This window comes from Modestobacter altitudinis (assembly GCF_005930475.1).
GTDB classification, from domain to species: Bacteria; Actinomycetota; Actinomycetes; order Mycobacteriales; family Geodermatophilaceae; genus Modestobacter; species Modestobacter altitudinis.
This window is the reverse complement of the sequence record NZ_SJEW01000038.1, coordinates 12,746-24,853: the sequence shown is the minus strand read 5'-3', so window position 1 is coordinate 24,853 and position 12,108 is coordinate 12,746. Positions and strand designations below refer to the sequence as shown.

Here is a 12,108-nt window from a genome sequence, read left to right as displayed (position 1 = left end):
AGGGGGCCATGTTGGCCAACATGGCCCCCGGAACGTCAGAGCTGGGGGAAGAAGAGCGCGATCTCGCGGGCGGCCGACTCCGGGGAGTCCGAGCCGTGCACGATGTTGGCCTGCACCTCGAGGGCGTAGTCGCCGCGGATGGTGCCGGGGGCGGCCTTGACCGGGTCGGTGGCGCCGGCCAGCGCCCGGAACGCCTCGATGGCCCGCGGGCCCTCGACGACCAGGGCGAGCAGCGGGCCGCCGGTGATGAACTCGACCAGCGAGCCGAAGAACGGGCGCTCGCGGTGCTCGCCGTAGTGCTCCTCGGCGACCTCGACGGTCAGGGTGCGCAGCTCGGCGGCGACCAGGCGCAGGCCCTTGGCCTCCAGCCGGGCGACGACCTGGCCGACCAGGCCACGGGCGACAGCGTCGGGCTTGACCAGGACGAGGGAGCGTTCAGCGGTGGGTGCAGACACGGCCGGGAGCGTACGGGACACCATTCGTCAACATGGGTTGACAAGCAGAGCACGTCAACCTACGTTGACGTCATGGCCTCTCCCACCGACGTCACCACCGCAGCCGCGGCCGACGACCCGGACACCGGGCTGCGCGCCATCCGCGCACTCCGCGACCTGGCCGACCGGCTGGAGCTCCTCCAGGTCGGCAACGCGCGGGCGCGCGGCTGGTCCTGGCAGCAGATCGCCGACGCCCTCGGCGTGAGCAAGCAGGCCGTCCACAAGAAGCACGCCACCTCGAGAAGGGACCGCTGACGTGTTCGAGCGCTTCACCGACGAGGCCCGGCGGGCCGTCGTCCTCGCCCAGGAAGAGGCCCGGGAGCTGCGGGCCGAGCGGATCGAGCCGGTCCACCTGCTGCTGGCCCTGACCCGCGACCCCAGCCGCGGCGGGACGGCGCTGCGCGCGGCCGGCGTCGACCACGAGCGGCTGGCACCCGTGGTGGCCGCGGCGGGCAACCCGCTGGACCCCGACGCCCTCGCCGTCCTCGGCGTCGACCTGGCCCAGGTGCGCGCCACCGCGGAGGCGACCTTCGGCGCCGGTGCCCTCGACCGGGGACGCCGGCCCACCGGCGGGCACATCCCGTTCGCCGACGGCAGCAAGCGGGCCCTGGAGCAGGCGCTCAAGGCTGCTCTCCGGCGGAAGGAGCGCCGGCTGGACAGCGGGCACGTGCTCCTCGGCGTCCTCGCCGTGGGTGACCCGACCGTCAGCCGCGTCCTCGCCCAGCTGGGGACCGACCCCGGCTCGGTGCAGGACCGGGCCGGCGGCGAGCCCGACGTCGCCTAGCGGTTGGTCAGGTCCAGCCGCGCCATGTGCCGCCACAGCTCCTGGTCGCGGTCGCCCAGCCCGTTCCAGCAGTCGTAGCTGTTGCGCGAGTGCAGCTCGCGGGCGTGCCGCTCGACCAGGTCGTCGTGGAGCTGGTGGCGGACCCGGTGCGCGTACTCGGCGATCGTGTAGCTGATCGACCCCACCGGCTCGTCCCGTCCCGCGACCACGGTCCTCGCCTTCCCGGCGGGCTCGGGACGCCTCGCGCAGCAACGACTGTGGTCGGCCATGGTGCTCCCCCTGCCTCCGGTGACGGGGGTCATACCCGAGTCACGCAACGTGGCCGTCAGCGTGCCCCGACCACGGGCTCTGCGCGCCCCTCGGAGGGGTGAACCCGGCGGTCAGTCGGCGGGAGGTGCCGACGGCGGCGGGCCGAACGGGCTGCCCAGCAGGTCCTTGCGGATCTGCAGCAGGTAGGCCCAGATCACCACGAAGAGCCCGCCGACCAGCCACATCGCCGAGCCGAAGAAGCCGGTCAGCAGCAGCGGCACCTGCAGCACCGTGCCGATCACCAGGCCCTGCGGGCGGCGCTGCAGGCCGCTGGCCAGGACCAGCAGCACCGCCAGCACGATGAGCACGACCAGCCGGAAGCCGGTGAGCCCGTCGCCGCTCTGCGCGATGCCGCGCGGCACGAACAGGACGGCGATCCCCTCCAGCAGCAGGATCGCCGCCCCCGCCCCGCTCAGCGCCCGGCCGGCCCGGACCGGGTCGGGCGCGGTCACCGCCACTCCTCGCTGGCGCTCGTCGTGCCCGTGCCGCGCGGTGCTGTGCCCATCCGTGACCTCGCAAGCTCGGTCACGAGCGCCCGCCGGACAGCAGGCTCCGGGCCTCCCCGGCGGTGACCACGCTGCCGGTGACCAGCACGCCGGAGCCGCCCAGCGCGTCGTCCGCGCCGGCCTCGGCCAGCTCGATGGCCGACTCGATCGCGTCGGGCAGCCGCGGGTGCACGCTGACCCGGTCCGCGCCGAAGACGTCGACCGCCAGGGCACCCAGCTCGTCGGCGGGGATGGCCCGCGGCGAGCTGTTCTGGGTGACGACCAGCTCGGCGCACAGCCCCTCGAGCTCGGCGAGCATCCCGCCGACGTCCTTGCCGTGCACGCAGCCCACCACGCCGACGAGCCGGGTGAAGTCGAAGGACTCGCGCACCGCCGCCACCGTCGCGGCCATGCCGGCCGGGTTGTGCGCGGCGTCGACCAGCACCGTGGGCGAGCTGCGCACCCGCTCGAGCCGGCCCGGCGAGCGGACCGCCGCGAACGACTCCCGGACGACGTCCTGCGCGACCACGCCGGTGGCCGACCCGGCACCCAGGAACGCCTCCACGGCGGCCAGTGCCACCGCGGCGTTCTGCGCCTGGTGGGCGCCGAACAGCGGCAGGTAGACCTCGTCGTACTCCCCGCCCAGGCCCTGCAGCCGGACCTGCTGACCGCCCACGGCGACGCGGCGCTCGAGCACGCCGAACTCGGTGCCCTCACGGGCCACGGTGGCGTCGACCTCGATGGCCCGGCGCACCAGCGCCTCGAGGGCGCCAGGGGGCTGGTGGGCGAGCACGGCGACGACGTCGATGCCGGGCAGCCCCTCCTCGGTCGGCGGCGCGGGCTTGATGATGCCGGCCTTCTCGGTGGCGATGCTGGCGACGTCGGGGCCCAGGTACTCCGCGTGGTCCATCGAGACCGGGGTGACCACGGCGACCCGGGCGTCGGCGACGGTGGTCGCGTCCCAGGTGCCGCCCATGCCGACCTCGATGACCGCGACGTCCACCGGTGCCTCGGCGAAGGCGGCGTAGGCCATCGCCACCATGACCTCGAAGAACGACATGGGCACGTCGCTGCCGGCGTCGACCAGCTGCACGTAGGGCGCGATGTCGTCGTAGACCTCGACGAACCGCTCGGCCGGCAGCGGCTCGCCGTCCAGCACGATCCGCTCGCGCAGCTCCTCCAGGTGCGGGCTGGTGAAGCGGCCCACCCGCAGGCCGAAGCCGCGCAGCAGCTCGTCGATCATCCGCGCCGTCGTCGTCTTGCCGTTGGTGCCGGTGACCTGGACGACGGGGAACGCGCGCTGCGGCGAGCCCAGCAGGTCGACCAGCGCGGAGATGCGGGTCAGGGACGGTTCGAGCCGGTTCTCCGGCCACCGCGCGAGGAGCGCCTGCTCGACCCTGTCGAGGTCACGGGAAAGGGAGGTGCTCACCGCTCCTAGGATGCCAGTCATGGCAGCCGACACCTCAGCCCTGGAGAGCACGGCCCCGGGAGTCGGGGCCGTCGTACCCGAGAAGCCCACCCTGGACGGTCTGGAGGCCACCTGGGTCGCCCGCTGGGCCGAGGACGACACCTACGCCTTCGACCGGGCCGGCGCACTCGCCGCCCCGCGCTCGGAGACCTACGCGATCGACACCCCGCCGCCCACGGCGAGCGGGTCGCTGCACGTGGGGCACGTGTTCAGCTACACCCACACCGACATCGTCGCCCGCTACCAGCGGATGCGCGGCAAGCACGTCTTCTACCCGATGGGCTGGGACGACAACGGCCTGCCGACCGAGCGCCGGGTGCAGAACTTCTACGGCGTCCGCTGCGACCCCTCGCTCCCCTACGACCCGACCTTCACGCCCCCGAAGAAGCCGGGCAAGGACCAGCTGCCCATCTCCCGGCGCAACTTCGTCGAGCTCTGCGAGCGGCTGACCGCCGTCGACGAGGCCGAGTTCGAGAAGCTGTGGCGCCGGGTCGGCCTGTCGGTCGACTGGTCGAGCGTCTACCGGACGATCTCGGAGACCTCCCGGGCCACCGCGCAGCGGATGTTCCTGCACAACCTGGCCCGCGGCGAGGCCTACGCCCAGGAGGCGCCGACCCTCTGGGACGTCACCTTCCGGACGGCGGTCGCCCAGGCCGAGCTGGAGGACCGGGAGCGGCCCGGCGCCTACCACCGGATCGCCTTCTCCGGCGCCGAGGGCCCGGTGTTCATCGAGACCACCCGCCCGGAGCTGCTGCCGGCATGCGTGGCGCTGGTCGCGCACCCGGACGACGAGCGGTACCAGCCGCTGTTCGGGAAGACGGTCCGGACGCCGCTGTTCGGCGTCGAGGTCCCGGTGGTGGCGCACCGGCTGGCCGAGCCGGACAAGGGCTCGGGCATCGCGATGATCTGCACCTTCGGTGACCTCAACGACGTCACCTGGTGGCGCGAGCTGCAGCTGCCGACCCGCGCCGTCATCGGCTGGGACGGCCGTTTCGTCGCCGACCCGCCGGCCGGGGTGCCCGCCGACGTCTACGCCGAGCTGGCCGGGAAGACCTCGTTCAGCGCGCAGGCCCGCATCGTCGAGCTGCTGCGCGAGTCCGGCGACCTGGTCGGGGATCCCAAGCCGATCACCCACCCGGTGAAGTTCTTCGAGAAGGGCGAGCGCCCGCTGGAGATCGTCACCACCCGGCAGTGGTACATCCGCAACGGCGGGCGGGACGCCTCGTTGCGCGACGCTCTGCTCCAGCGGGGCCGCGAGATCCAGTGGGTGCCCGAGCACATGCGGCACCGCTACGAGAACTGGGTGGAGGGCCTCAACGGCGACTGGCTGGTCAGCCGCCAGCGCTTCTTCGGCGTCCCGTTCCCGGTCTGGTACCGCCTGGACGCCGACGGGGAGCCCGTGTTCGAGCAGCCGCTGCTGGCGCCGGAGTCGGCGCTGCCGGTGGACCCGTCCTCCGACGTCCCGGACGGGTTCACCGAGGGCCAGCGCGGCGTGCCCGGCGGGTTCATGGCCGACCCCGACGTGATGGACACCTGGGCGACCTCCTCGCTGTCGCCGCAGGTGGCCTCGGGCTGGGACACCGACCCGGAGCTGTTCGCGCACGTCTTCCCGATGGACCAGCGGCCGCAGGCGCACGACATCATCCGCACCTGGCTGTTCTCCACCGTCGTCCGGGCGCACTTCGAGCACGGCACCGTGCCCTGGACGCACGCCACGATCTCCGGCTTCGTGGTCGACCCCGACCGCAAGAAGATGTCGAAGTCCAAGGGCAATGCGACCACCCCGATCGACGTGCTGGAGCGTTACGGCACCGACGCGGTGCGCTGGCGGGCGGCAGGGGCGCGCCCGGGCGCCGACTCGCCCTTCGACGAGGCGCAGATGAAGGTCGGTCGCCGGCTGGCCATGAAGGTCCTCAACGTCGGCAAGTTCGTGCTCGGGCTCGGCGCGTCGACCGCGCTGCAGGCCTCGGACGTGACCGAGCCGATCGACCTCGGGCTGCTGGCGCGGTTGGCCACGGTGGTCGACGAGGCGACCGCGGCGATGGACGCCTACAACTACACCCGGGCGCTCGAGGTCGCCGAGACGTTCTTCTGGTCGTTCTGCGACGACTACGTCGAGCTGGTGAAGACCCGCGCCTACGCCTCCGACGAGGGTGCCCGGTCGGCCCAGGCCACCCTGGCGCTCGCGCTGTCGGTGCAGCTGCGGCTGCTCGCGCCGGTGCTGCCGTTCGTCACCGAGGAGGTCTGGTCGTGGTGGCAGAGCGGCTCGGTGCACCGGGCGGCGTGGCCGACCGCGACCGAGCTGCCCACCGGCGGTGACCGGGCGGTGCCCGCCGTGGCCGCGGAAGCACTGGCAGCGGTGCGCAAGGCGAAGTCGGAGGCCAAGCAGTCGATGCGGGCCGACGTCGCCTCGGCGACGGTGACCGCCCCCGAGGTGCAGGTGGCGCAGGTCGAGGCCGCCCGCCGGGACCTCACCGCCGCCGGGCGGATCGCCGAGCTCACCGTGGTCGCCGGCGAGGGCCCGCTCACCGTCGACGTCGTCCTGGCGGAGACCTGACCGTCAGCGAACAGCGGGCGCTGGGTGCCAGTTCGGAGCTGCCGAGCTGACAGTCAGCGCCCGCTGTCGAGGCCGAAGAGGCGGAGCCGTGCGCCGTGGACCGCCTGGACCTCGCGGCGGCAGGCATCGGCCGCCCCGGTGAGGCGCCGGTAGCTGAAGCGCAGGGTCTGCCAGCCGATGGTGGCCACGAGGGCGTCCCGGCGGATGTCCCGCTCGCGCTGCTCTGGGGAGCCGTGCCAGGCGGCACCGTCCATCTCCACCGCCAGCAGGACCTCGTCGTAGGCGGCGTCCAGGGCGAACCGCTCCCCCGCCACCACGACGACGCGCTGCTGCCCGAAGACCGGCATGCCCGGAGCGCGCAGCACGTGGAGGCAGCCCCAGATCTCCAGTTCGCTCTGGCACCCGTCGGCCAGCAGTTGCACCAGCTGGGCGAGTTCTGCGCGGCCGGGCAGTCGTGGCCGCAGCGCGAGTTCGGCTTCCAGCGCCTCCGGGGAGCACATCCGACGTCGGACGGCGGCGATCGCCGACCCGCGCAGGTCGGCACGGTCGCACCCGCCCGGGCTCCCCCAGGCGTCGACGACGGAACGTTCGACCGAGGTCACCGGCAGTCCGTCGACGCGACGCCGATGCCAGTCGACGTCCCGGCCACGATGACGGACCACGCCGGCTGAAGCCCGCCCACTCGCCCCGACGCCGACGCTCACGTGCACGGGCCCGGCCCGCGGTGCGAGCAGACCCCACAACGCCAGGGCAGTCGTGTGACTGGCCACTGCGTCGGTCGCGTGCAGCGCGGCGGCGACCCGGGTCCGCCACTGCCCGGCCGCTGCCGGAGTCGCGTAGCGCGCATGGCCCACGGGGACGAGCCGGCCGGCAGCCACCCACGCGCGCAGGGTGGTCGGACTGATCTGCCGGGTCACGAGCTCCCAGGTGGTCCAGCCGTCAGGGCCGACGACGACTGCCGGGTCCGGACGCACGCAGAGAGCTTGCCCGTCTCTGCACCGACGGCGTCCTCGCGCAACCGGCGCCTGTGGACGATCGGAGACAGTGGGCGCGAACTGACACCCCGCCGGCCAGGAACTGGCAGTCGGCGCACACCGTCGCCCCGTGAGACGCAACGGCCCGCTCCCCGGAGTGGGGAGCGGGCCGACAGCGCTGGTTCCGGCAGGTCAGGCGGACTTCTCGCGGGGGGCGCGGGCGGGCTTGCGGGGGACGATCGTCGGGTTCACGTGCTGCAGGACGACGTCCTGGGTGATGACGACGGTCGCGACGTCCTCGCGGCTGGGGATGTCGTACATGACCGACTGGAGGACCTCCTCCATGATCGCCCGCAGCCCACGGGCACCGGTGCCCCGCAGGATGGCCTGGTCGGCGATCGACTCGAGCGCGTCGTCGGTGAACTCGAGCTCCACCCCGTCGAGATCGAACAGCCGGCGGTACTGGCGCACCAGGGCGTTCTTGGGCTCGGTCAGGATGTTGATCAGCGCCTCGCGGTCCAGCTTCTGCACGCTGGTGATGACCGGCAGGCGGCCGATGAACTCGGGGATCATGCCGAACTTCAGCAGGTCCTCGGGCATGACCTGGGCGAAGGCGTTGGCCTCCTCGATCTCGGCCTTGCCGCGGACCTCGGCGCCGAAGCCGATGCCCTGCTTCCCGGTGCGCGCCTCGATCACCTGGTCCAGGCCGGCGAACGCGCCACCCACGATGAACAGCACGTTCGTGGTGTCGATCTGGATGAACTCCTGGTGCGGGTGCTTGCGGCCACCCTGCGGCGGCACCGACGCCGTCGTCCCCTCGAGGATCTTCAGCAGCGCCTGCTGCACGCCCTCACCGGAGACGTCGCGGGTGATCGACGGGTTCTCGCTCTTGCGGGCGATCTTGTCGACCTCGTCGATGTAGATGATCCCGGTCTCGGCGCGCTTGACGTCGTAGTCCGCTGCCTGGATCAGCTTGAGGAGGATGTTCTCGACGTCCTCACCGACGTACCCGGCCTCGGTCAACGCCGTGGCGTCGGCGATCGCGAAGGGGACGTTCAGCATCCGCGCGAGGGTCTGCGCCAGGTGCGTCTTGCCGCACCCGGTCGGGCCCATCAGCAGGATGTTGGACTTGGCCAGCTCGACGCCCTCGTCGCGGCTGCCGCGGTCACCGCCGGCCTGGATCCGCTTGTAGTGGTTGTAGACCGCGACGGCGAGGGTGCGCTTGGCCTGGTCCTGGCCGATGACGTACTGCTCGAGGAAGTCGTGGATCTCCTTGGGCTTCGGCAGCTCGTCGAACTTGAGGTCCGACGACTCCGAGAGCTCCTCCTCGATGATCTCGTTGCAGAGGTCGATGCACTCATCGCAGATGTACACCCCGGGGCCAGCGATGAGCTTCTTGACCTGCTTCTGGCTCTTGCCGCAGAACGAGCACTTGAGCAGGTCGCCGCTCTCACCGATACGTGCCACCTGGCTGACCTCCACCTCGAGTGGGACGGCTGTGCCGTTGCCCCTGGTTCGTGCCTTGTCGTTGCCCTCGTCGACGCCCTGAGACCTGGCGTCCTGCGTCCCTGCGGTACTGACCGGGGATCGGGCGTTCACCGAACCTACCCGGCTGGACCGACGTTCCCGGGAACTGACGCACCCGGTTCACCCGGCCCGTAACACCTGCCTCGCACCTCCCCCGTGACCCGGTGGAGGCTCGCGCCGACCGCCGGACGGGTTGGGAGAACGGTACGGGCCGGGGACCTGAAAAGCGCCCCCGGTCCGCACCGTCACTGCATCAGGCAGCCGGCAGTGCGTTGAGCTTCCGGCTGGCGATGACCTGGTCGACGATCCCGTAGTCCTTGGCCTCCTGGGCCGTGAGGATCTTGTCCCGGTCGATGTCCTTGCGGACCTGCTCCTGGGTCTGGCCGGTGTGCCGGGCCAGGATGGCCTCCATCAGCGTGCGCACCCGCTCGATCTCGCGGGCGTGGATCTCCAGGTCGGTGACCTGGCCACCCGCCTCGCCGGAGGGCTGGTGGATCAGCACCCGGGAGTAGGGCAGCGCCAGCCGCTTGCCGGGGGTGCCCGCCGCGAGCAGGACGGCGGCCGCGGAGGCGGCCTGGCCCATGCAGACGGTCTGGATGTCGGGACGGACGAACATCATCGTGTCGTAGATCGCCGTGAGCGCGGTGAACGAGCCACCGGGCGAGTTGATGTACATGGTGATGTCGCGGTCGGGGTCGTTGGACTCCAGCGTGATGAGCTGCGCCATCACGTCGTTGGCCGACGCGTCGTCGACCTGCACCCCGAGGAAGATGATGCGCTCCTCGAAGAGCTTGTTGTACGGGTTGGACTCCTTCATGCCGTAGCTCGTGCGCTCCACGAAGGAGGGCAGGATGTAGCGGCTGGAGGGCATCTGGAAGTCGTTCATGGTCACTTCTCCGGTCCGTCGGTGACCGGGTTGTCGGTCTGGGTCATGGTGTCGGCACGGGTCACCACGTGGTCGACGAAGCCGTACTCGAGGGCCTCCTGCGCGGTGAACCACCGGTCGCGGTCGGAGTCCTCGTTGATCCGCTCGGCGGTCTGCCCGGTGTGCTTCGCCTGGAGCTTGTTCAGCTCCTGCTTGGTGCTGCGGAACAGCTCGGCCTGGATCGCGATGTCGGAGGCGGTGCCGCCGACGCCGGCCGAGGGCTGGTGCATCAGGATCCGCGTGTGCGGCAGCGAGTACCGCTTGCCCTTGGTGCCGGCGGTGAGCAGGAACTGGCCCATCGAGGCGGCCAGGCCCATCGCGTAGGTGGCGACGTCGCAGTCGATGAACTGCATCGTGTCGTAGATGGCCATGCCCGCGGTGACCGAGCCACCGGGCGAGTTGATGTACAGGTGGATGTCGCGCTTGGGGTCCTCGGCGGACAGCAGCAGCATCTGCGCGGCCAGCTGGTTGGCGATCACGTCGTCGACCTGGCTGCCGAGGAAGATGATCCGCTCGCGCAGGAGGCGCTCGTAGACCGAGTCGTTGAGGTTCATCATCGAGCCGCCGGCGCGCATCAGCGGCGCGCCGGGGGTGATCAGTGGGGTGCTCACGGGTGCGGTGACCTCCGTAGGACTGCGGTGCAGTCGGTCTCGTGGAACGGGTTGGCCGGTGGTCGGGGGGTGTCCGCCGATGCCGCGGACGGCCGCTGGGTGGTGGTCGTCAGTGCGTCTTCGGCGATCGCCTCGGTGTCACGTCGACCCTAACGCGGACCCCCGACGGCTTCCTCCCCGTCGGGGCCGGTGTTCGCCGTGGGCGCAGCGACGACCGCGGCTGTCATGGCCGCCGGACGACAGCGCCGCCCGCACCCCGGGCAGGGGTGCGGGCGGCGCGGTGTGCCTCGCGTGGGTCAGGCCTTGTCGGTGCTGCCCTCGGCGTCGTCGACGGCGGCCTCTGCGTCGGTGACGACGGCGTCGGTGGCCTCGGCCTCGTTGTCGGCGTCGTCGTCGGCGACGTCCCCACCGGCGACCGCCTCGGTGACGTCGTCGGCCGGCTCCTCGCCGTCCTCGGCCGATGCGGCGACGGTCCGCGGGCGAAGCGCCTCGAGGTCGACGACGTTGCCCGACGCGTCGGTGATCGTCGTCTCCTCGAGCAGCTGGGCCAGCGCCTTGGTGCGGCGGACGTCGGCGACGAAGTCGGCGATGTTGTTGCCCTGCTGCAGCTGCTGCGCGTACTGCTCCGGGCTGACCCGGTTGCGCTGGGCCTGCGCCATGATCTGCGCGGACAGGTCCTCGTTGTCGACGGTCACCTCACGGGCGTCGGCGATCGAGTCGAGGATGAACTGGGTCTTGACCGCCTTCTCGACGTTCTCCCGCAGCTCGGCGTCGTAGGCCTCGCGGCCACCCTCGACGCCCGCGGCCGTGAAGTAGGCGTCCCAGTCCATGCCGGCCTGCTGGAGCTCGCGCTCCATGGCCTGGCCGCGCCAGGAGAGCTCCTGCTCGACCATGTTCTCCGGCACCGGCACCTCGATGACCTCGATGAGGTGCTCGACCAGCTTGTCGCGGGCCTCGGCGCCCTGCTGCAGGACCTTGGTGCGGGACAGCCGGGTGCGGACGTCCTCGCGCAGCTCGGCCAGCGTGTCGAACTCGCTCGCGATGGAGGCGAACTCGTCGTCCAGCTCGGGCAGCTCCTTGGACTTGACCGAGCGCACCGTGACGGTGACGTCGGCCAGCTCGCCGGCGTCGTCACCGGAGAGCAGCGGGGTCTGGAAGGTGGCGCTCTCGTCGGCGGACAGCCCGGTGACGGCCTCGTCCAGGCCGGCCATCAGGCCGCCCGAGCCGACCTCGTAGGACATGCCCGTGGTGCTGCCGTCCTCGAGGACCTCGCCGCGCAGCGTGGCCTCCAGATCGATGGAGACGTAGTCGCCCTCGGCGGCGGCGCGCTCGACGCCGGACAGGGTGGCGAAGCGCTCGCGCATGACCGACACCTGGGCGTCGATCTCCTCGTCGGTGACCTCGACGTCGTCGACGGTGACCGCGAGGGAGTCCAGCGGGGGCAGCTCGAGCGTCGGGGCGACGTCGACCTCGGCGGTGAACGCGAGGGCCTCGCCGTCGTCGATCCGGGTCACCTCGACCTCGGGCTGGCTGATCACCCGGACCTGGTTCTCCCGGATCGCCTCGGAGTAGACCTCGGGGACGGCGTGCTGGACGACCTGCTCGAGGACGACCGGACGGCCGATCCGCTGGTCGAGGACGCGGTTCGGGACCTTGCCGGGGCGGAAACCGGGAACGCGGACCTGCTTGCCCAGCTCCTTGTAGACCTCACCGAAGGCGTGGTCCAGGTCGCTCCACGGCACCTCGATCGCGAGCCGGACCCGGGTCGGGCCCAGGTTCTCGATGGTGCTCTTCACTGTGCAGCGCTCCTCTGGAAGGGGGACGGACGACGGGCGCGACGCCCGGGGCGTCGCAGCACGCCACGAGTCTAGAGACGTCGGTTCTGTGTCGGGGTGGCGGGATTTGAACCCACGGCCCCCCGCTCCCAAAGCGGGTGCGCTACCAAGCTGCGCCACACCCCGTGGCGGGTGCGAG

12 protein-coding genes and 1 tRNA gene are annotated in these 12,108 nt (G+C 71.8%); 3 read left to right on the top strand and 10 right to left on the bottom strand.

Annotation, left to right across the window (positions count from 1 at the left end; genetic code table 11):
* Positions 1-35: 35 nt before the first annotated feature.
* Positions 36-455: a nucleoside-diphosphate kinase gene (gene ndk, locus FHL79_RS14840; RefSeq protein WP_246080809.1), complete on the bottom strand. Its 420-nt coding sequence runs from the start codon at positions 453-455 to the stop codon at positions 36-38.
* A gap of 72 nt (positions 456-527) precedes the next feature.
* Between ndk and FHL79_RS14835 the strand changes: the two genes are divergently transcribed.
* Together FHL79_RS14835 and FHL79_RS14830 are read left to right on the top strand one after the other, a co-directional pair.
* The gene (locus FHL79_RS14835) at positions 528-749 is read left to right on the top strand and encodes a helix-turn-helix domain-containing protein (RefSeq protein WP_138759359.1); all 222 of its coding nucleotides are present in this window, start codon (positions 528-530) and stop codon (positions 747-749) included.
* Position 750: 1 nt separating this feature from the next.
* The gene (locus tag FHL79_RS14830; RefSeq protein ID WP_138759358.1) at positions 751-1,278 is read left to right on the top strand and encodes a Clp protease N-terminal domain-containing protein; all 528 of its coding nucleotides are present in this window, start codon (positions 751-753) and stop codon (positions 1,276-1,278) included.
* Here FHL79_RS14830 and FHL79_RS14825 read toward each other — a convergent pair.
* The 3 genes from FHL79_RS14825 to FHL79_RS14815 form a co-directional block, all read right to left on the bottom strand.
* A complete protein-coding gene (locus tag FHL79_RS14825; protein ID WP_138759357.1) occupies positions 1,275-1,487 on the bottom strand; it encodes a hypothetical protein in 213 nt (70 codons plus the stop codon). The two genes, FHL79_RS14830 and FHL79_RS14825, sit on opposite strands and share 4 nt — an antisense overlap.
* Positions 1,488-1,658: 171 nt before the next feature.
* A complete protein-coding gene (locus FHL79_RS14820) occupies positions 1,659-2,039 on the bottom strand; it encodes a DUF4233 domain-containing protein (protein ID WP_138759356.1) in 381 nt (126 codons plus the stop codon).
* A 73-nt stretch (positions 2,040-2,112) separates the two neighbouring features.
* Positions 2,113-3,501 (bottom strand): bifunctional folylpolyglutamate synthase/dihydrofolate synthase, encoded by a 1,389-nt coding sequence (locus tag FHL79_RS14815; RefSeq protein WP_138759355.1) that lies wholly within the window; start codon positions 3,499-3,501, stop codon positions 2,113-2,115.
* A gap of 19 nt (positions 3,502-3,520) precedes the next feature.
* Between FHL79_RS14815 and valS the strand changes: the two genes are divergently transcribed.
* Positions 3,521-6,097 (top strand): valine--tRNA ligase, encoded by a 2,577-nt coding sequence (valS, locus tag FHL79_RS14810; RefSeq protein WP_138759354.1) that lies wholly within the window; start codon positions 3,521-3,523, stop codon positions 6,095-6,097.
* Positions 6,098-6,150: 53 nt separating this feature from the next.
* Here valS and FHL79_RS14805 read toward each other — a convergent pair whose 3' ends face one another.
* The 6 genes from FHL79_RS14805 to FHL79_RS14780 all read right to left on the bottom strand — a co-directional run bounded on the left by FHL79_RS14805 (position 6,151) and on the right by FHL79_RS14780 (position 12,095).
* Complete coding sequence (locus FHL79_RS14805; protein WP_138759353.1) at positions 6,151-7,071, bottom strand: DUF559 domain-containing protein; 921 nt, start codon at positions 7,069-7,071, stop codon at positions 6,151-6,153.
* Positions 7,072-7,263: 192 nt separating this feature from the next.
* On the bottom strand, positions 7,264-8,538 hold the full coding sequence (gene clpX, locus FHL79_RS14800; RefSeq protein WP_138759352.1) for an ATP-dependent Clp protease ATP-binding subunit ClpX: 1,275 nt from the start codon (positions 8,536-8,538) through the stop codon (positions 7,264-7,266).
* Positions 8,539-8,851: 313 nt separating this feature from the next.
* A complete protein-coding gene (locus FHL79_RS14795) occupies positions 8,852-9,484 on the bottom strand; it encodes an ATP-dependent Clp protease proteolytic subunit (RefSeq protein ID WP_138759351.1) in 633 nt (210 codons plus the stop codon).
* Between the two features lie 2 nt (positions 9,485-9,486).
* The gene (locus FHL79_RS14790; protein WP_439331132.1) at positions 9,487-10,134 is read right to left on the bottom strand and encodes an ATP-dependent Clp protease proteolytic subunit; all 648 of its coding nucleotides are present in this window, start codon (positions 10,132-10,134) and stop codon (positions 9,487-9,489) included.
* 296 nt (positions 10,135-10,430) lie between these two features.
* A complete protein-coding gene (gene tig, locus FHL79_RS14785) occupies positions 10,431-11,930 on the bottom strand; it encodes a trigger factor (RefSeq protein WP_138759350.1) in 1,500 nt (499 codons plus the stop codon).
* Positions 11,931-12,021: 91 nt separating this feature from the next.
* A tRNA-Pro gene (locus tag FHL79_RS14780) sits at positions 12,022-12,095 on the bottom strand.
* Positions 12,096-12,108 lie beyond the last annotated feature (13 nt).

Bases quoted from the DNA above. Each gene is read 5' to 3' on its own strand.
- FHL79_RS14835 (WP_138759359.1), top strand. From the start codon at position 528: ATGGCCTCTCCCACCGACGTCACCACCGCAGCCGCGGCCGACGACCCG.
- valS (WP_138759354.1), top strand. From the start codon at position 3,521: ATGGCAGCCGACACCTCAGCCCTGGAGAGCACGGCCCCGGGAGTCGGG.
- FHL79_RS14795 (WP_138759351.1), bottom strand. From the start codon at position 9,484: ATGAACGACTTCCAGATGCCCTCCAGCCGCTACATCCTGCCCTCCTTC.